This is a genomic window from Methylobacterium sp. AC690 (assembly GCF_979256535.1).
Genome location: NZ_CEEDOX010000002.1, coordinates 36,653 through 57,099, shown reverse-complemented (window position 1 = coordinate 57,099; position 20,447 = coordinate 36,653). Strand labels below are relative to the sequence as shown.

The window sequence follows — 20,447 nt, the reverse complement described above, 5'->3', positions numbered from 1 at the left end:
TCGGCCAAGGCTTTGCCGAATATCTGCAACGCATCCCTCGCGATGATACGCCGGGATCCCGGTCCGGCGCGCGAACCTAGACGATCCGCCCGGCAGATGTCGCTGCGCGAAGACGGGACCCGGTGACGCGGTATACCCGGTGGGCGCTTGATCATCGCCCGACGATGGCGCATCGCTCGACGCATGATCGCTTCCGCCCGCAGCGCCCTCGAAACGGAGGCCGGCTCGCCCGCATCGGCACCCGGCCAGCGCCGGACCGCATCCTCGGCCCTCATGCCCCTGATGCAGGCCGTTCATCTGCTGACACAGCATCTTGCCCCGGTCGCACCGGAGGCGGTACCGCTCGGTGAGGCCGTTGGTGGGACCGGCGCGGTGGATTGTCATGCGCCGCGGGCCATCCCGGAATTTCCGACGGCCCTGCGGGACGGTTGGGCCGTGCGCGGCGCTGACATCGTCGGCGCCTCGCCCTTTGCGCCGATCCTCACAGGGCGTCGTCCGCTCTGGGTCGAGGCCGGCGCGCGGTTGCTCGAAGATGCCGATACGATCCTGCCGCCCGAAGCCCTCGACGGATCGTCCATCGTGGACGAGGTCGCGGTCGGTGAGGGTGTGCGTGCGATCGGTGCCGAAGCCTCGTCCGACACCCTGCTACTTGCGACCGGTCAGCGGGTGACGGCCCTGCACCGGCTGGCCCTTCAGGCGGCTGGGTTCGCAAGCATCGCGCTGCGCCGTCCGCGCTTGACCCTGATCGTTGCGGGCGCACCCGAGCTTGACACCGTGTCCCCCCTACTGGCGCATTGGGTCGCCGAGGCCGGCGCCGTCGTGCTCGGCATCATGGCGGCCAACACACCGGACGCGATCGCGGATGTGCTCCGGACACAGGAAGGTGACGCCGTTCTGATGATCGGTGGGACAGGTTTCGGACACAACGACCATGCCGCTGCCGGATTGGCTCTTGCGGGAACGGCGCGGGTACACGGCATTGCCCTCCAGCCCGGGGACAGCGCGGGCTTCGGCGAGGTCGGAGGGCGCCCCGTCGTTCTGCTGCCAGGGCGGCCCGACGCGGCGGTCAGCGCCTTCGTCACCCTCGCGCGCCCGATGATCGCAACTCTCGCCGGAGCTCGGCCCACGTTGGGGAGCAGAGCCCCGCTCCTGAGCAAGATCGCCTCGACCATTGGTATGAGCGAAATCGTCTTCGCGCGACGGATGCCCGACGGGCTCCTGCCGCTCGGTGGTCGCGACCTTGCGCTGGCCAGCCTGATCCAGGCCGATGCGGCGATCCTCGTCGAACCTGACTCGGAAGGCTATCCAAAGGGCAGCGTCGTTCAAGGTCTCCCGCTGTGAAGGAGGGAGTACCCACCAACGCCGTGGCGACGGAAGACGCTTTCCTGGACCTGCTGGCGCAGGCTGCACGCCAGGAACAATTCCTGACCGTGGTCAGCCGGGAGGAGGCCATCGAGCGTTTCCGCTCAGCGGTTCCGCACGCCCCCCTCGCCGCCGAGACGATTCCCCTCGGTGAAGCACTCGGGCGCGTCCTGGCCCACGATGTCGCCTCGCCCATCGACGTGCCGCCCTTCGACCGCGCCCTCGTGGACGGTTTCGCGCTGCGCGCTGGCGATACCGCGGGCGCGGACGCGGCGCAGCCGCGTCGCCTGACCCTCAACCGCGAGATCCTCGCGTGCGGGGTCGCGCCGGCTGTGGCCGTCACCCCCGGCACCGCGACGCCGATCGCCACCGGCGGCGTCGTCCCGCGCGGCGCCGATGCTGTCGTAATGGTCGAGCAGACCGAGTTCCGCGCCGACAGCCTCGCGATCGATCTGGTCCGTCCGGCCCGGCCCGGCCAATTCATCGGCTATGCCGGATCCGACATGGCCTCAGGCGAGACCGTCCTGCGCAAGGGCATGCTGATCACCGCAAGGGAGATCGGCATGCTGGCCGCCTGTGGTCTCGCCGTGATCGACGCCGTCCGCCGCCCCCGGGTCGCCGTTCTGTCGACCGGCGACGAACTGGTCGCGCCGGGCCAGCCGCTGAAGCCCGGCGCGATCTACGATTCCAACGGACCGATCGTGGCCGCGACCGTGACCGAGAACGGTGGTAGCGTCTGGCCGCTAGGCATCGTGCGGGACGACGAGACCGCCCTGGACAAGGCCCTCCGCACCGCCATCACCGACAGCGACCTCGTGGTCCTGTCGGGAGGGACCTCGAAGGGAGCGGGCGACGTTTCGCACCGCATCCTTCAGCGCCTCGGCGAACCCGGCATCCTCGTGCACGGGGTCGCGCTGAAGCCCGGCAAGCCGCTCTGCCTCGCGGTGGCGGGGAAGACGCCCGTGGTCGTCCTCCCTGGCTTTCCGACGTCCGCGATGTTCACCTTCCACGATATCGTCGTGCCGCTGGTGCGGGCGATGGCCGGTCTTCCGCCGCGGGAGGAGAGCACCGTCACGGCAGTTCTGCCGCAGCGCGTGCTCTCCGAGCGCGGACGTACCGAATTCGTGATGGCCGCCCTGGCAGAGACGGAGAGCGGCCTGCGTGCCCTGCCGCTTCCGAAGGGATCGGGCTCGGTCACGGCCTTCTCACAGGCCGACGGCTTCTTCGCGGTTCCCGCCGCCAGAGCCGGCCTGGAAGCCGGAGAGACGGTGTCCGTCACCCGCCTCGGTGCCGGCGTTCGACCGCCGGATCTGACCCTCATCGGCAGTCACTGCGTCGGGCTCGACCAGGTGATCGGGCGGCTCGCGGAGCGCGGGCTCCGCGTACGGCCCATCTGGGTCGGCTCTGCCGGGGGGCTCGCCGCCCTGGGTCGGGGGGAGTGCGACCTCGCCGCGATGCATCTCCTCGACGCCGAGACGGGCGTCTACAACCGGCCGTTCCTGGCGCCCGGAATGGCGTTGGCCGAAGGCTGGGCCCGCCTGCAGGGTATCGTATTCCGGCCTGGACATCCCTTGTTCGAGGGCCGCTCGCCGGAAATAGCTGTTGCCGCGGCCCTGGCCGAACCCGCGACCATGATGGTCAACCGAAATACCGGCTCGGGCACCCGTGCCCTGGTCGACGGCCTTCTGAAGGGTGCCCGCCCGCCTGGGTTCTGGAATCAGCCGCGCTCGCACAACGCCGTGGCGGCGGCGGTGGCTCAGGGGCGCGCGGATTGGGGCGTCGCCATCGCTACCGTGGCGCGGGCCTACGACCTCGGCTTCCTGCCGCTCGCGCATGAGCGCTACGATTTCGCCTACCGCGCAGAAAACCGCGACCGGCCGGCGTTGGCCGCCTTCCTCGCCTGCCTGCGCGAACCAGAGACTCGCATCCTCCTCAACGAAGCCGGGTTCTCACCCGCGGAGGCATCGTGAATCCCGCCGCGGTCATCGGTCTCGCGGGCTGGAGCGGCGCGGGAAAGACCACGTTGCTGTCCCGGCTGATCCCGCTGTTGGTGACGCGCGGAGTGAAGGTTGCAACGATCAAGCACGCGCACCACGCCTTCGACGTCGATCATCCGGGCAAGGATTCCTACGTCCACCGCGAGGCCGGCGCGTCGGAGGTCATCGTGTCCTCGTCGCGTCGCTGGGTCCAGATCCACGAGATCGGCGACGGGTCGGAAGCGCGACTCGGCGACCTCCTGCGCCGGCTTTCTCCCTGCGATCTCGTCATCGTCGAGGGCTTCAAGCGGGAGGCGCATGCCAAGCTCGAAGTCCACCGCGCCGCAAACGGCAAGCCACCGATCTACCCGGACGACCCACGGATCGTCGCGGTGGCCAGCGATCAGACCTTCACGGATGCGAGGGTCCCGGTGGTCGATCTCGATGATATCGCGCGCATCGCCGATCTCGTTCTCGCCCTGGCAGAACCGCTGGAGACGGCGCTGGCGCACGTGGAGGGGCCATGGCCCAACTGACCGACGACTGCTTCGCCTTCGGGGGCGCCCTGATGCGCATCGAGGACGCCGTGGCCCTGATCGGGGAGCGGCTGCCGGTCCTGGCTGGGACAGAGTGGCTGCCACTCGGTCAGGCCGATGGACGCGTCGCGGCCGAGCCTGTCCTGGCGCTCCACGACGTGCCGCCCTTTCCGAATTCCGCTGTCGACGGCTACGCGATTTGCCACGGCGATCTCAACCCGGAGGGCGAGACGCGCCTCCCGGTCCGCGGTCGGCTCCCCGCAGGGATGGCCGCGGAAGGGATCCTGGGCGACGGCGGCGCGATCAGGATCTTCACCGGCGCTCCGATGCCGCCCGGGGCCGATACGGTGTTCATGCAGGAGGACGTGCGCCGCGAAGGCGACGTGGTCGTGCTGCCGTCCGGGTTGAAGCGGGGTGCCAATGCTCGGGACGCCGGCGAGGACATCACTCGCGGGGCCTGCGCAATTCCGGCGGGGCGGCGCCTGCGGCCGCAGGATCTCGCCCTCGCGGCCGCCTGCGGTCATGACCGGATCGCCGTGCGTACACGGCTGCGGGTCGCCTTATTCTCCACCGGCGACGAACTCACCGAGCCGGGTGTGCCGCTTCTCTCCGGCGCGATCCACGATTCAAACCGCGTGATGCTCGCGACCCTGCTCGCCCGCCTCGGAGCCGAGGTCGCGGATCTCGGTATCCTTCGCGACGAACCCGATGCCCTCGCCGCGCGCCTGCGGCAGGCCGCCCGGGATCATGACCTGATCCTGACCTCGGGCGGCGTTTCGACCGGAGAAGAAGACCACGTGAAGACCGCCGTGGAGGCGGTCGGCGCTCTGATGTTCTGGCGCCTGGCAATCAAGCCCGGTCGGCCGGTGGCGATGGGCGTCGTTGACGGCACGCCGTTCGTCGGCCTGCCGGGCAATCCCGGCGCCGTCTACGTCACGCTCCTCTTCGTGGTGCGACCGCTTCTCGCGCGCCTTGGTGGCGCTCACGACATCAAGCCCCTCGGCCAACCTGTCCGGGCGGCCTTCACCTATCGCAAGAAGGCGGGCCGACGCGAGTTCGTCCGTGTCAGCGTCTCGCCCGGACCCGATGCCGTTCTGGAGGCGATGAAGTACCCCCGCGAGGGCGCCGGTGTGCTCTCATCGCTCACGGAGACCGACGGGCTCGTGGAACTGGACGATGCGGTGACGGCCGTGGCCACCGGAGACATCCTCACCTTCTACCCGCATGCGGTGCTCTGGTAGCCGAGGGTGGTGGAAGCCGCCCGTCCGACGGCCTCCGTCAAGGCCGCCAGTACCGCCGCGTCGATGGTGACGCGGGCCGCGAGAAAGTAGGTTTCCCATCCCAGGGATTGAAAGGCGAGACCGAAGCGCTCAGCGATCGCAGGGGGGCCCATGCCGACATCCGCAGCGCCCGTGGCGATGAGGGCAGCGACGGCCTGATGGGTGAACTCCTCGGTTTGCGCCCCACGGATCGCGCGACTTTCGAGACCGGCCTCGGCACAGAGACGTTCGAACCAGATCCGCGTGCCGGCGCCGCGCTGACGGTTCACGAAGCGCAGGCCGAGGCGCGCGATGTCACGGACGTTGGTCACCCCGTGCGGGTTGCCGGGCGGGAGCATCAGGCCTTGCTGCCGCCGGAACAACGGCCTGACGCGCAGGTCCTGATCGCGGAACAGGGCATCGAACGGGTCGGGCGCCGGGCCCTCGGAACCGTAATGGAAACCCGCCGCATCCGCGCTCCCGGTACGCAGATGCGCCAAGGCATCGAGGCTGCCGGCGATGGCGAGCTCGACGTCCGGCCGCGCTTCGACGACGCCGAGCAGAAGGGGATCGTGACTTGCCGCAAGCCTGAGAGGGGCGGGCCGTGGGGCCTCCAGGGCGCGCAAGGCTTCTGAGATCCGGTCCGCCTCGGCGGTGAGGAAGGGGTTGAGGCGATCGTACATCTCCGAAAGCGCGGCGTGGAGATGGCGGCCATAGGGCGTGAGCACCGTGCCGTGACCCTTGGTCTTGATCGCCACCGGTTGTCCGATGACGGCTTCGAGCGTCGAGACCCGGCTCCAGGCCGAGCGGTAGGACATCCCAAGTCTTCGCGCGGCGACGAGCAGAGAGGGTGACGCGGAAAGGGCGTCCAGCAGCGCGAAGGTCGGCCGCAGCGCGAGACCGTTCCAATCGCCGTCGGCCTGCAGCGCGAAAGCGCTCGGTTTCCGCATCGGCAATGCCTTTCCTATTGATCTTTCCCTCTACCCCGTATCATCCCGCGAGGCCCTGCGCAGCCCGGTGACGATGCTACAGACCCTTGAGGAGACGATCTCGCGTCTGGCGACCCTCGACCGCGACGTCCTCGCGATCGCGTGGCTCTCCCTGCGCGTCAGTCTCACCGCCGTGAGCATCGGGCTCGTTGTCGGAATCCCGCTTGGGGCCTTCCTGGCGGTCGCGATATTTCCAGGGCGATCGATCCTGGTCGGACTCCTCAATGCCTTCATGGGACTTCCCCCGGTCATCGTCGGGCTGGTGCTCTACCTCCTGCTATCGCGGTCCGGCCCTCTGGGATCGCTCGGCCTCTTGTTCACCCCGGGTGCAATGGTGGCGGCCCAGGCTGCACTGGCGACGCCACTCGTTGCGGCGCTCACCCGGCAGGTGATCGCGGATGCCGAGGCGCATCTCGGTGAGCAGTTGCGCTCGCTCGGGTTATCGGCCCCGCACCGGGGAATCGCACTGATCTACGACACGCGATTCTCCCTCGTAACCACGGCCCTGGCGGCCTTCGGCCGCGCGATCTCGGAGATCGGCGCCGTCCTCGTCGTCGGGGGCAACATCGATGGTCATACCCGCACGATGACGACGGCGATCTCGCTGGAGACCCAGAAGGGTGATCTGAGCTTGGCCCTGGCGCTCGGTCTTGTGCTGATCGGGCTCGTAATCCTCGTCAACGCGGTGGCGGCGATCCTGCGCGCCCACGCCGCGCGCGCCTACGGCTGAGCCGATGCCCGCCATCGACCTACGCGACCTCGTCCTCTCCCGGAACGGAACCACCATCCTCGATGGTTTGAGCGCCCAGATTCCCGCGGTCGGCATCACCGCCCTGATCGGGCCGAACGGCGCGGGCAAGAGTGCCACGCTGCGGGTCATCGACGGCCTACTCGCGCACGATGCCGGTTCGGTGCGAATCGTCGGCGATGGCCCGGTGCGACGCGCCTTCGTGTTCCAGAGGCCGGCGCTGTTGCGAGCCAGCGCGCTTGCCAATGTCGCGCTCGCGCTGGCGCCTCTGGCTCTGTCTCGGGACGAGCGAACGCGGCGTGCCCAAGCTGCCTTGGTGCGTGTCGGCCTCGGCGATCGGGCCGCGGCGCCGGCGACCCGCCTCTCCGGCGGCGAGCAGCAGCGCCTGGCTCTCGCGCGGGCCTGGGCCGTCGAACCCGATCTCCTCCTCGCCGATGAGCCGACCGCCAATCTTGATCCGGGCGCTACCGAACTCGTCGAGGGCCTGATCGCCGAGATTGCGCGGCAGGGCACGAAGGTTGTGCTGGTCTCGCACAATCTCGGACAGGTCACACGGCTCGCCGTTGACGTCGTCGTGCTCGCCCGCGGGCGAGCCGTCGAGCAGGGCCCGACACGAGCACTTCTCACCTCGCCCCGAGCCCCCGAGACGCGGGCCTACATCACCGGAGAACTCCCTTGGACATCCTTCGCCGCGGCCTCCTGACCTTCGGCCTCCTGTTCGCGCTCGGTGCCGCATCCGGCGTCCGGGCCGAGCCCGCTTCCATCGTCGTCGCTTCCACCACGTCCACCGAGCAGTCGGGCTTGTTCAAGCACCTGCTGCCGCTCTTCGAAGCAAAATCTGGGATCGCCGTGAAGGTCGTCGCCCTCGGTACCGGCCAGGCCCTCGACGCGGGCCGCCGCGGCGATGCCGATGTGGTCCTGGTTCATGACCGCCCGGCCGAGGAGAAGTTTCTGGCCGAGGGCTTCGCCACCAAGCGCTGGGACGTGATGTACAACGACTTCGTCCTGATCGGACCGAAATCCGATCCGGCCGGCGTCCGCGGAGGCGACGTGGTCGCGGCGTTCGACAAGCTCGCGGCGGCCAAGGCTCCCTTCGTTTCGCGCGGTGACCGCTCCGGAACCCACAGCGCCGAATTACGGACCTGGAAGGAGGCCGGCGTCGATCTCGTCTCCGTCAAGGGCGACTGGTACCGCGACATCGGCCAGGGCATGGGGCCGGCCCTCAACACCGCCTCGGCCCTGAACGCCTACCTGCTGGCGGACCGGGGAACCTGGCTGTCGTTCAAGAACCGCGGCGATCTCACCATCCTGGTCGAGGGCGACAAGCGCCTGTTCAATCCCTACGGGGTGATGCTGGTGAACCCCGCCAAGCATCCGACCGTGAAGGCGAAGGAGGGTCAAGCCTTCATCGACTGGCTGATCTCCCACGACGGTCAGGCGGCGATCGCGAGCTACAAGATCGAGGGCAAAGAATTGTTCTTCCCCAACGCCAGTCGGTAGCGCCGAACCCCGCGTCGCGGCGAGCCGCCGCTCTCCGTTCTCCGCATCGGGGTCGTTTGCCTCAGTACCGGAACCCCGGACGGGAAGCGTAAGGTGCTGCGTCAATGCGGGGCGCAGAATGTCAGACCTGACATCGACACGGAGCGATGCGGACAGGTGTCGAGCGTGAGCGGCGATTGGGCCCATCGCGGGCGTGGTACCCGGCGTCATCCACGACAGCTCGGAGGGGGCAATTGCCGCGCCTCCGTGCACGGCACGGGCACCATGTCGAGCGCCTTGTCGCCTCGTCGCGACGAGGCATATCTGTGAAGCATGACGGACATCATCGAGCACACCGACGGCCAGGAAATCCTGGAAGACGGCCACGGCGTCCGCTTCATCCTGCCGGCATGGCGGTTCGACCGTCCAGTCGGAGGAGGGGTGTGCCGGGACGCGTTGGTCAGCGGCCGACGGGTGCGAACCTTCAACGTCCAGAAGGGTGACGTATCCGCCAATGAGGCGCGTCATTACGCGGGACGTTTGAAGGATGCGCCGGCTCGGGCGATGGCGGTGTTCGACGCAAGTCGACGCGATATCCATCCGCCCGGCAAAGCGATGCGCGCCAGATTCGCGATCACCGTGCACCCGGGCCTGCTGATGACGCACGATTGGTGCGTCGTCAGCCAATACAACGCCCGCCCGAGCCCAGGCGAACGCTGGCGGAATCCGCCCTTCTCGATCGGTATCAAGCCGCAGGCCCCCCACGCTCGGGAAGAAGTGCTCTACGTCGATCTGGCAACCTTCCCCGCTGCCGGCGCTCTGGAGCAGGGCCGCCATGTCGATCTGGGGCCGGGGGCCGTCGTCCCATTGCAGAGGGATCGCCCCTACGCGGTCGCCATCGACTTCGTGGATGGGGCGGGTGGCGAGGGGCTGCTGAAGGTGACGGTCGATGACAAGCTGATCGTCGATTATGCCGGCCCGACCGGCTACGCCAACTTCGCCGGCTGCTTCTTCGCCTACGGTCTGTATCGCTCCCCGTGGTGCCCCGGCTGTGAGGGTTTGACCGCGAGCTTCACAGACGTCGTAGAAGGCATCTCAGAGTGATCGCTGCGCCTTCGGGCTCCTACGATAGACGATTTCCGTAGGACTGCAGCACCGTGTCACTCCAGCGATCCGGGCGCGAGCGCAGCGCGGTTTCTCGGATGGTTTTGCCGGGCAATCCAGGGATTGCCCGGCGCAAGAATTCGCTTAGTGCCGATCCCGCCGAACGACGGCGGCGCCATGATCGGCCCGGGCACGATCTCTGTTCACGGCACTTCGACCTTCCGCCGCAGCATGATTGTCTCGGCGCAGGCCCGCCGCGTCCCGATTGACCACGGCCTGATCCCGATCGATGGCGGCCCGGTCTCCTCGCCGTTCGTCTCTGCGAAGGACCGCGGCATCATGATATTGCCTGGCCCGGTCGGTCCCGACAGTCCGGCGATCGTCGGCGCTCGAGCTCTCGGCGCGGTCCAAGTCGCGTCGCTCCGCGGCTGCCCTTCCGTTGTCACGGCGCTGTATGGCAGCATCAGACTGCGCGAAGCCCGGGAGCACCGCAGAGGCTGAGATCAGGATGGTTAAGGTGGCGAGGGTCAATTTGGATTGGGTCATGTGCTGAACCTTGTCCGATCCCTGAGCCCCTCGGGCCCAGTTGATGTTGCGAAGCATCTGCCCCGCCAGCTGTCGGTTCGATGAACGTCACCGGCCTGCCGCCGGAACAACGGTCACGAATTGCTGATCTGAACGAAGCGTAATTCAGATGCTCGCCTGCACAATCTTCATATCGACTGCGCAGGTGACGCCGCGTGATCCTGCGTATCGTCCTACCAGATCCCATCAGCAAATGGTCCGACCGGATGAGTGCGGTCCTACCCGCGAAGATTTCCCGATTGCCTGCGCCGGGCGATGTACCAGACCGCCAGCACGACGACCGCGATGACGAGGCTCAGCCAGATCCAGTTGAAATCCGTCGCGGCCGCATTGGCGGCGGTGGAGTTCGAGCCGGAGGGTCCCGTCTCGGGAATCGGCGGGGCGGGATTCGTTTGCTGGGCGAGCGCGCTCCCGAGGCTCGCGGTCCACAGGAAGACGCTGCTGGTGAGGGTGCGGGTCATCGGCATCGCAGTCTCCGCTGCTACTTGTCTGTCTTGTTGTCTGTCTTGCGAGCCGACCCGTACTGGAAGGCCGGCGCTGCGTTCAGTTGCGCCTTCGTCATACGGATCTCGGCCTCGAGGGGCACACCGCCCGCCAGCACCGTGGCGCGATCGGCGGTCGGCTTCCGGTTCTCATCGACCGTGCCCGTGGTCGCGGTAACCTGATCGGTGTGCTTGTTCTGGACGGCACCCAGGACCTCGCGCGTCGTATCGGCCCCCGGCATGGTCTCGGGCTGCACGCGCGCTGCGGCTTCGGTGCTGGGCTTGGTCTCTGGCGTGGTTACCGAGGTCGGCCCGCTCGTGAGGGGAACGTCCTTCATGTTCCAGCTGACCGTGTCGTAGGGGATCGCCACGAGCTTCTCGCCAATTCCCAGGAAGCCACCGACACCGATCACCACGGCCTCGACCTTTCCGGCGTCGCCGATGAGCACGTCCTCGATCGATCCAACCCGCACGTGATCCATGCCGACCACCGGAAGGCCGATCATCTTGGATCCCCGCATTGCCCCCGGACGTGGTTGGGCAAACCCGGCGCTGGCTGCGTCCCCAGCCGGTTGGGCATGGACCGACCCCGCGTAAGTCAGCGGAAGCGCGAGAACGGACAGGGCAAGGAGCACGGTGCTCCGGCGGCCGATAGACATTGCAGACTCCACGAAAACAACCGGCTTCGCGGAACGCGAACGATCGCTGGACAACGCGCCGTCCGCGTCCCGAGTTCAGGGCCATCGGCACAAGGCCGCTTCGGCGATTTGACTCTCCGCCCCGGGCAGGGCTGATCTCTGCCGGTTCCGCCATGCTGTTCACGCACCTCTCCGACGATCTCTTCAAGCCGCTCGCCTCGCCGAGTCGGGCCTTCAATGCGGCGCTCCTGCTGCATCTGCACGCACGCGTGTTCGGAGACACCGCCGAACCCCTGCGCAAGAGCGAACTGCTGTCAGCGATCGGCGATTTCGCCGCCGATTTCGTCGACCGTGAGATCGACGACGATACCTCCGGGACCGTCGAGCCGAGCGAGCGCCGCTCGGTCGTCTATCGCCGCCTTCTCGATGCCGGATGGCTGGTGGAGCGGCGGGAGCGCTACGTTCCGGTGGTCGAGTTCGACCCCGAGGCCCGGATGGTCATCGAGGAACTTGCACGCCTCGACCGAGGGGAGCGGCGCTCCTACGGCGGTGCCGTCCTCGATGTGCTGGGCAGCCTGGAAAGCGCGATCGCCAATCCCGCCGAGCGTTCCGAGGCGCTGGTCAATGCCGCCAAGTCGGCCCGCACCTTCCTGAGTCATCTGCGCAGCCTCGCCGGATCGATGCGCAAGAGCGAGGAGCGCATCCTGCGCGAGGCGGACCAGGGTGTTGCCCTGCGTCTGTACTTCGAAGAGTTCGTCGCGCGCCATCTCGTCAGCGACTACCGAACGCTGCACACCCGCTTCAATCCCTTCCGCTTCCGGTCGGGAATCGTGCGCGAGGCCGGCCGTGCGCTGCGCGATCCCCTCACACTGCGCGCTTTGACCGATGCGGGCCTCCGGGAGGGGCGGGCGCCCGACCGGGAGACGGCTGAGCGCGCGGTCCGCAGCGATCTGGCGGAGATCCTGGCGATCTTCGAGGGGCTCGATCGTCACCTCGACGCGGTCGCCGACATCGTTGCCAGGCTCGAGCGTCGGATCGCCGCCACCCTGCGTTACCTCGACCATCGGGATTCGGACCGGATCGAACGCACGGCCGCAGCTCTGCGCGCGGTGGCGGGTGGCGATGACGACCTCGGCGGCCTGCCCGATCCGCAGGTCTCGCTGTTCCGTCCGCCGATCGGCGAGCCGCACTGCTACGCCCCACGCCTGCGCCGGGCGGCGATCGAGTCCGAGCCGCTGCCCGAGATCGAGATCGATCCCGTCATCGAGGCTTTCATCGCCGCCAAGGACGCGTTCCGGGAGCGCGTCGCAGTCACGCCGGAGCGGATCGTGGCCTTCGTCGAGGCGCGGCTCGGGCCGGAACGCGCCATCCGGGGCTCTCAGATCCAGATCGCCGACGTCGACGATTTCGTCGTCTTCCAGCGGCTGCGTGAGATCGATGTCCTGTTCGACGGCAGCCTGCGTGCCCGCTACCGGCTCTCGCGCATGGAGGGACGGGTCTCGAATGGCTGGCTCGATTGTCCCGACTTCCTGCTGGAACGGGCTCCGGCGCTGCGCCGCTAGAGCAACGTCCCCCGGTGCCGCACCGCCGCTATGCTGGATTCCCGCGCGAAATCCCCCCGTCCTGAAAGGCGTTCGGAGCGGTTCGACTGTCGATCCTGGTTTAATCCCGGGACTTGGCAAAATACCGTGACAGGTTCATGCTCCGCTGGATTTCACGCGCCAGATGCGAGGTGAAATCCGAGAAGACTGCGGGAGCGTTCGTCCATGACCAGCGCAAAGTGCCTGATCAAGTCCGCCTGGATCGCCGCGGAAGTCGGCCGTGAGCGTTGCGAGCGGGTCCTGGTGGTCGAAACCTACATCGCCGTCAGCCCGTTGGAGCCGAACTACGATCCCGCCCGCTACGAGGCGATCGTGGCCGAGGTCCAGCGCGTCCTCGCCGCGAACCCCTCGCTCGACCGCGCCTCGATCCTCAGTATGCACCGAGACACGGCCTGCCTCTCCCTCTTCCGTGCAACGCCGGCCGTCGCCGCCTGAATACCAATCCGACACTGGCGGCGCGCTCTCGGTGACCCCTTCGCAGCGACGTCCCTTGGCGCGGGTCGTCGCGAGGCGTTAGAGACACCGGCCGGCGCGGGTTGATCCCGCGACCGCGAGGCCAGCCATGCTCGAACCCTTTCGCGCCATCGTCGACGGCGAGGACTTGCCGCCGCCCGGAGCCCGCGCGCCTTCGGAAGAGGAGTTGACCCGGGCACTCCAGGTCCTCCTGAAGAGTCAGTGTGTCTATGCCGGCACGCCGGGCATCGGGCGCTCCTACGAGCTCGCCCGGCATTACGCGCCGTTCTTCCAGGCCTATTTCGCGTGCCTGGGCTACCAGTTCGAGGTGATGCACCGCGATCAGATGGTGTGCCTGCGGGTCCCGCCCGAAGGTGTCCGGCACGATGCCCAGGCCGAGCGCCTGCGCAAGGACGAGACGCTGGTACTGCTCGCCCTGCGACTTGCCTACGAGGAAGGCCTGCGCGCCCATCGCGTGACCACCGAGGGAGTCGTGGAATGCACGACCGACGACATCGTCGAGTCGATTCGCACCGCCACCCGAAGCGACCCGCCGGAGGAAGCACGTCTCACCGAGATCCTCCGACTGTTCGCGCGCAAGGGGGGGCTGCGCCTGGGCGAGCGTGACAAGGTCGAGAAGATCACACCCCTGATGGTCATGCCCGGAATCGCGGTGTTGTCGCCGGACGCCTGGATGGATCAGGTTCGGGCCTGGGGGGCCGCACGCGGCGACGAGGAAGCCTGACCTCTCAGGTCTGCTTCGGATGCGGTTGCCGAAGACATTCAGGACGTTGCGCTTCGGTGGGAAGCGCCGAAGGTTCTGGGCATAGAGGGCCTCGATGTCCGCGCTCCCCTGGGCTTCTGGTTTTTGACCACTGGTCCTCGTCGCCCGTCAGCCGGACCGCCACGGGGCAGTCGCAAGACATGCTCGACCAAGCGGCGGCGACGCTCCACACGGAGTTCGGGGCCAAGCCGATGAGGGTGGCCGGCCGACGCTGCCGGCCCGGAAAGCACCGCGATCCTGGCCCCGCCGGTACCCGACCTGGGCATTCCGGTGAGCAGGTTCGGCAGCTAGGGATCGAGGGCCTCCGTGGCGATCAGGGATGCCGATCGGCACCGGTCGTTGAGCTTGGACGTCGTGATCGCACGTACCCGGCCCAGGCCGCCTCCGCCGGCGACGCTCACGCGGTACTGAGGCTGCGCGGTCTTCATCATGAGCGAATCCGATCGCCTGCCGGCCTGCGCCGCGGGGCGCCGCGTCCCCAGGCGGGCGGGCGCACCGGCTTGCATCCCGGGCGCGCAGCGTTCATGCGAGGGGCGTCTTCTCGAAATTGGGACCGTCAGCGCCGGCCGTGTACCGCCTTACCGATATCGTCCTCTCGAACTGGTACCTGATCCGCCGCGAGCAGATTCGGATCCGGGGCGCGGCTGCGCTGGTGGGACCGACGGGGGCCGGCAAGTCCACCATCTTCGACGCGGTCGGCACGGTGCTGGCAGGCAACAATGCCAGCCGGCTCGCCCTCAACGCCTCGGCTTCGGGACGCAGCGCTCGGACGGTGCGCGATTACTGCCTCGGTTGGATCAGTGATCCGGCGGAGGGCGGGCGCCCCACCCGTGAAGCCTGCGAGACCCTGATCGTCCTGGTCTTCGAGAACGAGACCACGGGCCGCGTCGTGTCCGCCGGACTGGCGCTTGCGGCCCGGGCGGAGGATAGTCGAGAGACCACCCTGTCCCGGTTCGTCCATGTCGGCCACCGCTTCGAGGTGGCCGATTACGTCCGGGAAGCGCCGGGCGGTAGCTTCGTCGCGCCCTGGACGGAAATCGCCAAGGATCTTCGCACCCGCGGAACCACCTTCGACGAGTACCGCGCGTCGGGCGAGCGATTCACCGCCGAACTCCTCGGCATCCTGCGCGAGGGGGCCGCGGTCCCGGAGCCGCGCCACTTCCTGCGCACCTTCTCCAACGCCGTGGCGTTCAAGCCGATCTTCGATTCATCGGCCTTCGTCCGGTCCTTCGTGCTCGAACCTGAGCCCCTGGACGTCGCACGCATCCGGCAATCCGTGGAGACCTGGCGGCGCCTCCTCGAGACTATCGAGGAGTTGGAGCGGCGCCTGGCGCATCTGGCCCGGATCGTCGGGCGCTACGAGACCTGGGCCGAGGCGAGCCTCGCCTCGGCTCTCGGAGACCTGCGTGCCGCCGATGCGGATCTGCGTCGCCGCATCCTCGACACCGTCACCGCCCGCCAAGCCCTCAAGGATGTCGCCGAGCGACTTCGCATCGCGCGCGAGAGCGTCGCGACCAGCCAGGGTTTCGTGCGCGAGATCGACGGCGAGATCGCCGGCAAGAAGGCGCTTCTCGCCGGCACGGCCGCCGAAGGGCGTCTCGCCGCCTCGAACGCCGGCCTTGCCATGCTGGCCCGCGACCGGCGGGATCTGGCCGCCCGGGTCGCCGACCTTGTCGGGATCGTCCTCGATACCGGCAAACTCTCGGTGATCATCGGCGAGATCCGCAAGGTCTCGCCGGAGGCTGCCCGCCTGGTGGAGGCTTGTGCCCGATCGGGCCTGCGACGCGAAGCCAATCCGGAAGAGACCCTGCGGTCCGACGGCCCGCTCGCCGCGCTGCTCGCTGGACTGGCCGGGATGCCCCCGATCGCGACGCCTCTCGAGCGGGCCGCGGAGGACGCGGCGCTGCGCGCCCGTGCCTTGGAGAACGAGGCGCAGTCCCGCGCCCCGGCACCCAGCGCGGGGCGGGGGGCGGCGCCGCGCCTGTCCTCCGACGTTGCGGCGTTCCGCGAGGAACTGTCCCGCCTCGGCATCGTGGCGACGCCGATCTGCGAACTCGCCGAGATCATCGATCCGAAATGGGGCCAGGCCCTCGAAGGCCTCCTCGGCGGCGCTCGCGAGGCTCTGGTGGTGCAGCCGGACCGCCTCAACGAAGCCTTCGCGCATCTCGAGGCGCGCAAGAGCCAGTTCTACCGCTGCCTCCTCGTCAAGACGACGGATACCGCCCGGCGTCGCGGCGGGCGCGACGACGAGGGGCCGCTGGCGCTGATCGAGACGGCCGATCCGCACGCGCAGGCCTTCCTCGGCGCGCGCCTCGGGGGCTACGATCTCGCCCCGAACGATGCGGCCCTCGCTCATATGAGCCGGGCCGTGGCGCCGAGCGGGCGCTCGACCTCTGGCATGGCCTACTCGGTGGTACGCCCGGTCCAGCTCATGATGACCCGGGGCCATCGGGGTCCGACCGTCGAGAGCCGCCAGGATTGGGAGCAGGCGGTCGCCGAGGCACGGCGCGCTCGGGCCGAGGCCGATGTCCTGCGCGAAGCGGCCCGGATCGGTGCCGCCCTCGCGCGGCGCCTGTCCGAGACAAGCCTCGACCTCGCCGCGTTGCGGGCGGAGGCGGATGCGATCGAGGGCCGTCGGCGCAGCCTGACCACGGAGCGGGAAAGCGTCGAGCGTGCCGAGACCGGCGTGCTGGAAGCAGAGCTCGCGGAACTCGCCAAGGAGCGCTCGGCCTATCTCACCGAGCTCGTCCAGGTGCTGGAGCCGAAGCGGGACCTTCTGCTGGGCGAGGAGGCTGGCTTGAAGGCCAAGGTTGCGGCGAGCCGCGAGGCGGCCCGTGCCGCGCTCCAAGCGCGTCGGGCCGCGTATCAGCGCTGGACCGGCGGCGACAGCATGCGCATCCGGCTCGTGCGTCCGGACGCCTACGACCCGGGGGCGCTGACCGCGCTGCGGGCCGAGCGGGCGGATCTCGACGCCAAGGCGCTGGCGAGCCTGGCCAGTGCCGGGCGCGCCCGCGCCCGGGAGGCGGCGGAGACGGCACGAACGCAGGGCCGGGCGGCCGAGCGCGACCTTGCCGAGTACTGCGTGCAGTGGCGCGTCGAGAATCCGCTGGGAGCAGGCGATGCGCCGGCCTCCTTCGGCTACGGCTGGGCGAAGCGGGCCCATGACGAGGTGGCGAGCCACGAACTTCGACGCTACCGGGACCAGGCGCGGCGGGCGGAGAGCGAGATGCGCCGCCTGATGATCGAAGACCTGCTGACCCGGCTCGCGGACAAGTTCGAGCGCGTGCGCGCCCGGCTCGATGCCCTGAACGAGCGCCTGTCGAGCCAGACCTTCACGGGACAGACCTACGCGTTCGAGGCCGAGGTGGATCGGCGCTACGCCGCCGTCCACGCCCTGGCGACAGAGGTCGCGCGCTCGCCGGATGCGGCCCAGGCGATCCTGCCCGACGAGGGCGGCGCGATCCCGGACGGTCCGCTCGCGGCGGCGATCGACGAGATCACGGCCCTCATCGCCGGTGAGGAGAGCGCCGCGCGCCTCGCGGATTACCGCAATTACTTCGTCTACGAGATCGGGATGCGGGATCGGGCCGGGAACCGCACGACGATGTCGAACCGGGCGCTCCGCGGGTCGGGGGGCGAAGCGCAGGCCCCGTTCTACGTCGCCATCGCGGCGTCGCTCGCCTCGGCGTATTACCCGGGTGACCGGCCCGGCGACGAGAACCCCGGCCTCGGCCTCTGCCTTCTCGACGAGGCGTTCTCGAAGCTCGACGTGCGCAACAGCCAGGCCCTGGTCGACCTCTATCAGGCGTGGGGACTGCAGCTTCTGATCGCGGCGCCGGAGGACAAGCGGACGACGTTGACGGAGGTGATGGATACCATCGTCACCGTCTATAAGAGCCCGGACCTGTCCTCCGTGCGAATCGAGGCCGAACACCCGCTGGAAGCGGCCAAGCGTGCGCTGGCGGCGATCAATCCCGAGCGCCAGGGCATCGAAGGTTTTCGGATCACCGACGCCGCCGAATAGGACGCAGGCCGTCCTACCAGACCGGCTCGGGACCGTACCAGGTGAAGTGCTTCTTGACCGGTTCAATCACGTCCCAGGTGCCAGAGAAGCCCGCCGGAGTGACGAAGGCATCGCCGGTCCGGTAGGTCTTTGAGACGCCCTCCGCATCCGTCACCGTCACCACGCCCGCGATCAGTTGGATGAATTCCGCCCGGCCGAAGTCGATGCGGAACTTGCCTGGCTGGCAGGTCCAGATTCCGGCGGCGAACAGCCCGTCCGGGCTCCTGTAGATGTACGTTGCCGTCTGCTGGGGCTTCCCCGACAGGATGTGCGAGCGCTCAGGCCAGTATGCGGATTCGCGCGGCTGAACGGCTGGGAAATCGTGGGTGCGCTCGACCGGTCCCTCCAGCGCGGGGGGAGGTGCAGGCGTGCGGCGCCACGAGGGCATCGTGCCGACGAGGGCCATCATCGGGCCGGCGAAGGTGTGAAGCAGACGAGCAATTTCCATTCGCGATCCTCTGACTAGTCCGAGGCGAAAATCGCGGATTGTCGTCCAATTTACAATGGATCGCTCGGCCGTCGACGCCTGATCTGCAGAGAAGGCTGAATCGATGATGAAACGCTGGAAGCATAAACCAATCCGCCGATCTTTTCCGAAACTCGCGGATGATGCGCGGATGAGCGCCCTGGCGCCGAACGAGGGGATCGCCGGGGAGCCTGACCCCGTGAACAGGCGCGGAGGAGCATCCGTCCAGAGTCGCGGCTCTGCGATAACGCTCATCGATTCAGCACTACACCCTTGAGTGTAATCCAGTCCCAACTAATCACGATATCTAACAAATGATTGTTGGGTATCGCACATACAGTCCATGAATCGAGCCGTACAGTAGGAAATCGACCGCTGCACTTGCATCGAATATTGTTTAGGGGCTTACTTGCCTGCCAGATCTGGTTGGATCTGGCTCTGTCTCGAAACTAGGGTCGCGCAATGACAGAAAGCGGACCACCCTGCGTGCTGGTCGCAGAGAGCAACGCGATTGTTGCCCTCGACCTCTGTGAAACCCTGCAGGAGGCCGGTTACCGCGTCGCTGGCCCGCTGGCGACGGTGGCCGCGACCGAGGCGCTCCTGGAGCGGGAGCACGTCGATCTGGCCGTCATTGAGCCGAAGCTGAAGGATGGTGATTGTTCAAGGACCTTGCGGCACCTCCGCAGGCGCGGCGTCCCCTTCATTCTGCACACGGCCTGTCATCGTGCGGATCCGATCACGCGTGGCTTCGGCGACGCCCCCTGGCTCGCGAAGCCTGCGATCCCCTGGGACGTCGTGATCGCCCTCGACGAAATCGCGATCGGGAGTTTGTGAGATGGTACAGGCCCTCAGCAGTCAGGCGGTTGGGGACCGCGCCTTCTTTCCCGTGCCGGAGTCGCCCGCGTCTGCGCTGGTACAAAAGCTCGAAGCGTTCCAAGACTTGTCGGCCGAGGACCGGAACGCGCTCGCGCGTCTTGTGACGACCGCGCGGGACTACCCGGCCCACACCGACATCCTGCGCGAGGGCGAGCCGGCCGATGGCGTTCTCATCGTGGTCAAGGGGTTCGCGTGTCGGAACCAGTTCCGTCAGAACGGCGCACGGCAGATCACCGCCTACCTTGTGCCCGGCGATCATTGCAACTTGGAAGCCGGTCTCATCAACCGCATGGATCACACCGTCAGCACGCTCTCACCCTGTCGGGTTGCCCGCGTGAACGCGGAGGCCCTCCACGCGATTCTGCGGCAACACCCCGCCATACGGCAGGCTCTTCGGATGAGCATCCTCGTCAACGAGGCCACCCTGCGTGAGTGGATCGTCAACATCGGATGCCGAACCGCCGTCGAGCGCATCGCGCACCTGTTTTGCGAACTGCACCTGCGCTTGAACGCAGTGGGCCTGACCCGTGGGATGACCTACGAATTGCCCTTCACGCAGAGCGATATCGCCGTCACGGTCGGGCTCTCGAACGTTCACGTCAATCGTTCTCTGCAGGCACTGCGACGCCAGCGGTTCCTCACCTTGTCCGGTAAGCGGCTGACCATCCTCGACTGGACCGGCTTGAGCGAGTTGGCCGAATTCAATCCGAGCTACCTGCAACTGGGCTGCCGTCCCCTGGACGGGTAACGCGAACCGAGCCGTCGGGCGGCCGCGATTCGACGCTTGGGTACCGAGGCCGCCGGTGCTCGGCGCCTCCCGTTGCCGCCGCGGCTCAGGCCTTCGCGGACGATTGGGGATCGATCGTCCCGGTCTCGCTCTCCAGGCGATCGTCGGCCGCCTCGTCGAACGCCTGCATCCAGGCGGTTCGGTCCTCGCTGCCTTCGGCATAGGGGCAACTCTCACGCTGCTTGCCGTAGAGGCGGGCATTCCGGCCCTTGATGAAGGGGCTGTCGCTTGCGGTCGCGCCGTCGCTCATATCTCGTAT

At 68.1% G+C, this 20,447-nt stretch carries 21 protein-coding genes; 15 read left to right on the top strand and 6 right to left on the bottom strand.

Translation table 11 applies throughout. The features are described 5' to 3' along the window. The first annotated feature begins 183 nt into the window (after nucleotides 1-183). The 4 genes from AC0IY1_RS02600 to AC0IY1_RS02585 are packed head-to-tail and all read left to right on the top strand — an operon-like array spanning nucleotide 184 to nucleotide 5,115. Nucleotides 184-1,341, top strand: coding sequence for a molybdopterin-binding protein (locus tag AC0IY1_RS02600; protein ID WP_471767518.1), 1,158 nt, complete (start codon nucleotides 184-186; stop codon nucleotides 1,339-1,341). Beyond that, nucleotides 1,338-3,332, top strand: a complete 1,995-nt coding sequence (locus AC0IY1_RS02595; protein ID WP_471767515.1) for a molybdopterin biosynthesis protein — start codon at nucleotides 1,338-1,340, stop codon at nucleotides 3,330-3,332. Before AC0IY1_RS02600 ends, AC0IY1_RS02595 begins: the two co-directional genes overlap by 4 nt. After that, nucleotides 3,329-3,874 (top strand): molybdopterin-guanine dinucleotide biosynthesis protein B, encoded by a 546-nt coding sequence (gene mobB / locus AC0IY1_RS02590; protein WP_471767514.1) that lies wholly within the window; start codon nucleotides 3,329-3,331, stop codon nucleotides 3,872-3,874. Before AC0IY1_RS02595 ends, mobB begins: the two co-directional genes overlap by 4 nt. Next, nucleotides 3,862-5,115, top strand: a complete 1,254-nt coding sequence (locus AC0IY1_RS02585; protein ID WP_471767512.1) for a molybdopterin molybdotransferase MoeA — start codon at nucleotides 3,862-3,864, stop codon at nucleotides 5,113-5,115. The genes mobB and AC0IY1_RS02585 overlap by 13 nt, the downstream gene beginning before the upstream one ends. Here the strand turns inward: AC0IY1_RS02585 and AC0IY1_RS02580 are convergent. Next, nucleotides 5,091-6,083: a substrate-binding domain-containing protein gene (locus AC0IY1_RS02580; RefSeq protein WP_471767510.1), complete on the bottom strand. Its 993-nt coding sequence runs from the start codon at nucleotides 6,081-6,083 to the stop codon at nucleotides 5,091-5,093. The genes AC0IY1_RS02585 and AC0IY1_RS02580 overlap by 25 nt on opposite strands. Before the next feature lie 73 nt (nucleotides 6,084-6,156). On the opposite strand from AC0IY1_RS02580, the gene AC0IY1_RS02575 reads away from it, so the two are divergent. The 5 genes from AC0IY1_RS02575 (at nucleotide 6,157) to AC0IY1_RS02555 (ending at nucleotide 9,954) form a co-directional block, all read left to right on the top strand. After that, on the top strand, nucleotides 6,157-6,852 hold the full coding sequence (locus tag AC0IY1_RS02575; protein WP_471767508.1) for an ABC transporter permease: 696 nt from the start codon (nucleotides 6,157-6,159) through the stop codon (nucleotides 6,850-6,852). Nucleotides 6,853-6,856: 4 nt separating this feature from the next. After that, nucleotides 6,857-7,573, top strand: coding sequence for an ATP-binding cassette domain-containing protein (locus tag AC0IY1_RS02570; RefSeq protein ID WP_471767505.1), 717 nt, complete (start codon nucleotides 6,857-6,859; stop codon nucleotides 7,571-7,573). Next, on the top strand, nucleotides 7,546-8,370 hold the full coding sequence (locus tag AC0IY1_RS02565) for an ABC transporter substrate-binding protein (RefSeq protein WP_471767503.1): 825 nt from the start codon (nucleotides 7,546-7,548) through the stop codon (nucleotides 8,368-8,370). The genes AC0IY1_RS02570 and AC0IY1_RS02565 overlap by 28 nt, the downstream gene beginning before the upstream one ends. Before the next feature lie 312 nt (nucleotides 8,371-8,682). Continuing rightward, nucleotides 8,683-9,453 (top strand): hypothetical protein, encoded by a 771-nt coding sequence (locus AC0IY1_RS02560; protein WP_471767501.1) that lies wholly within the window; start codon nucleotides 8,683-8,685, stop codon nucleotides 9,451-9,453. Between the two features lie 147 nt (nucleotides 9,454-9,600). Then, entirely contained in the window at nucleotides 9,601-9,954 is a 354-nt protein-coding gene (locus AC0IY1_RS02555; RefSeq protein WP_471767498.1) for a hypothetical protein, read from the top strand. A 302-nt stretch (nucleotides 9,955-10,256) separates the two neighbouring features. Here the strand turns inward: AC0IY1_RS02555 and AC0IY1_RS02550 are convergent, their stop codons facing one another. Together AC0IY1_RS02550 and AC0IY1_RS02545 are read right to left on the bottom strand one after the other, a co-directional pair. Further along, complete coding sequence (locus AC0IY1_RS02550) at nucleotides 10,257-10,505, bottom strand: hypothetical protein (RefSeq protein ID WP_471767496.1); 249 nt, start codon at nucleotides 10,503-10,505, stop codon at nucleotides 10,257-10,259. A gap of 14 nt (nucleotides 10,506-10,519) precedes the next feature. After that, nucleotides 10,520-11,041, bottom strand: coding sequence for a PRC-barrel domain-containing protein (locus AC0IY1_RS02545; RefSeq protein WP_471767925.1), 522 nt, complete (start codon nucleotides 11,039-11,041; stop codon nucleotides 10,520-10,522). 290 nt (nucleotides 11,042-11,331) lie between these two features. Here AC0IY1_RS02545 and AC0IY1_RS02540 point away from each other — a divergent pair, with 290 nt between their 5' ends. The 3 genes from AC0IY1_RS02540 (at nucleotide 11,332) to AC0IY1_RS02530 (ending at nucleotide 13,957) form a co-directional block, all read left to right on the top strand. Then, a complete protein-coding gene (locus AC0IY1_RS02540) occupies nucleotides 11,332-12,720 on the top strand; it encodes a Wadjet anti-phage system protein JetA family protein (protein ID WP_471767493.1) in 1,389 nt (462 codons plus the stop codon). Nucleotides 12,721-12,924: 204 nt separating this feature from the next. Beyond that, nucleotides 12,925-13,194, top strand: a complete 270-nt coding sequence (locus tag AC0IY1_RS02535; protein ID WP_055955920.1) for a hypothetical protein — start codon at nucleotides 12,925-12,927, stop codon at nucleotides 13,192-13,194. 127 nt (nucleotides 13,195-13,321) lie between these two features. Then, nucleotides 13,322-13,957: a DUF4194 domain-containing protein gene (locus AC0IY1_RS02530; RefSeq protein WP_471767490.1), complete on the top strand. Its 636-nt coding sequence runs from the start codon at nucleotides 13,322-13,324 to the stop codon at nucleotides 13,955-13,957. Nucleotides 13,958-14,283: 326 nt separating this feature from the next. Here AC0IY1_RS02530 and AC0IY1_RS02525 read toward each other — a convergent pair whose 3' ends face one another. Then, nucleotides 14,284-14,427 (bottom strand): hypothetical protein, encoded by a 144-nt coding sequence (locus AC0IY1_RS02525; protein WP_471767487.1) that lies wholly within the window; start codon nucleotides 14,425-14,427, stop codon nucleotides 14,284-14,286. A 137-nt stretch (nucleotides 14,428-14,564) separates the two neighbouring features. Here AC0IY1_RS02525 and AC0IY1_RS02520 point away from each other — a divergent pair, with 137 nt between their 5' ends. Next, complete coding sequence (locus AC0IY1_RS02520; RefSeq protein WP_471767485.1) at nucleotides 14,565-18,020, top strand: SbcC/MukB-like Walker B domain-containing protein; 3,456 nt, start codon at nucleotides 14,565-14,567, stop codon at nucleotides 18,018-18,020. Nucleotides 18,021-18,033: 13 nt separating this feature from the next. On the opposite strand, the gene AC0IY1_RS02515 is transcribed toward AC0IY1_RS02520, so the two are convergent. Continuing rightward, on the bottom strand, nucleotides 18,034-18,507 hold the full coding sequence (locus tag AC0IY1_RS02515; RefSeq protein WP_471767483.1) for a cupin domain-containing protein: 474 nt from the start codon (nucleotides 18,505-18,507) through the stop codon (nucleotides 18,034-18,036). A 504-nt stretch (nucleotides 18,508-19,011) separates the two neighbouring features. Between AC0IY1_RS02515 and AC0IY1_RS02510 the strand changes: the two genes are divergently transcribed. Then, nucleotides 19,012-19,359 (top strand): response regulator, encoded by a 348-nt coding sequence (locus tag AC0IY1_RS02510; RefSeq protein WP_055955908.1) that lies wholly within the window; start codon nucleotides 19,012-19,014, stop codon nucleotides 19,357-19,359. Nucleotide 19,360: 1 nt separating this feature from the next. Beyond that, the gene (locus AC0IY1_RS02505; RefSeq protein WP_471767482.1) at nucleotides 19,361-20,149 is read left to right on the top strand and encodes a Crp/Fnr family transcriptional regulator; all 789 of its coding nucleotides are present in this window, start codon (nucleotides 19,361-19,363) and stop codon (nucleotides 20,147-20,149) included. Between the two features lie 85 nt (nucleotides 20,150-20,234). Here AC0IY1_RS02505 and AC0IY1_RS02500 read toward each other — a convergent pair whose 3' ends face one another. Continuing rightward, the gene (locus AC0IY1_RS02500; RefSeq protein WP_055955902.1) at nucleotides 20,235-20,438 is read right to left on the bottom strand and encodes a ribosome modulation factor; all 204 of its coding nucleotides are present in this window, start codon (nucleotides 20,436-20,438) and stop codon (nucleotides 20,235-20,237) included. Between the last annotated feature and the right edge of the window lie 9 nt (nucleotides 20,439-20,447).

Excerpts from the sequence above, each read along its gene's own strand:
- AC0IY1_RS02600 (WP_471767518.1), top strand. The coding sequence starts at position 184 with ATGATCGCTTCCGCCCGCAGCGCCCTCGAAACGGAGGCCGGCTCGCCC.
- AC0IY1_RS02585 (WP_471767512.1), top strand. The coding sequence starts at position 3,862 with ATGGCCCAACTGACCGACGACTGCTTCGCCTTCGGGGGCGCCCTGATG.
- AC0IY1_RS02580 (WP_471767510.1), bottom strand. The coding sequence starts at position 6,083 with ATGCGGAAACCGAGCGCTTTCGCGCTGCAGGCCGACGGCGATTGGAAC.
- AC0IY1_RS02575 (WP_471767508.1), top strand. The coding sequence starts at position 6,157 with ATGCTACAGACCCTTGAGGAGACGATCTCGCGTCTGGCGACCCTCGAC.
- AC0IY1_RS02570 (WP_471767505.1), top strand. The coding sequence starts at position 6,857 with ATGCCCGCCATCGACCTACGCGACCTCGTCCTCTCCCGGAACGGAACC.
- AC0IY1_RS02560 (WP_471767501.1), top strand. The coding sequence starts at position 8,683 with ATGACGGACATCATCGAGCACACCGACGGCCAGGAAATCCTGGAAGAC.
- AC0IY1_RS02550 (WP_471767496.1), bottom strand. The coding sequence starts at position 10,505 with ATGCCGATGACCCGCACCCTCACCAGCAGCGTCTTCCTGTGGACCGCG.
- AC0IY1_RS02545 (WP_471767925.1), bottom strand. The coding sequence starts at position 11,041 with ATGCGGGGATCCAAGATGATCGGCCTTCCGGTGGTCGGCATGGATCAC.
- AC0IY1_RS02540 (WP_471767493.1), top strand. The coding sequence starts at position 11,332 with ATGCTGTTCACGCACCTCTCCGACGATCTCTTCAAGCCGCTCGCCTCG.
- AC0IY1_RS02535 (WP_055955920.1), top strand. The coding sequence starts at position 12,925 with ATGACCAGCGCAAAGTGCCTGATCAAGTCCGCCTGGATCGCCGCGGAA.
- AC0IY1_RS02530 (WP_471767490.1), top strand. The coding sequence starts at position 13,322 with ATGCTCGAACCCTTTCGCGCCATCGTCGACGGCGAGGACTTGCCGCCG.
- AC0IY1_RS02525 (WP_471767487.1), bottom strand. The coding sequence starts at position 14,427 with ATGATGAAGACCGCGCAGCCTCAGTACCGCGTGAGCGTCGCCGGCGGA.
- AC0IY1_RS02515 (WP_471767483.1), bottom strand. The coding sequence starts at position 18,507 with ATGGAAATTGCTCGTCTGCTTCACACCTTCGCCGGCCCGATGATGGCC.
- AC0IY1_RS02505 (WP_471767482.1), top strand. The coding sequence starts at position 19,361 with ATGGTACAGGCCCTCAGCAGTCAGGCGGTTGGGGACCGCGCCTTCTTT.
- AC0IY1_RS02500 (WP_055955902.1), bottom strand. The coding sequence starts at position 20,438 with ATGAGCGACGGCGCGACCGCAAGCGACAGCCCCTTCATCAAGGGCCGG.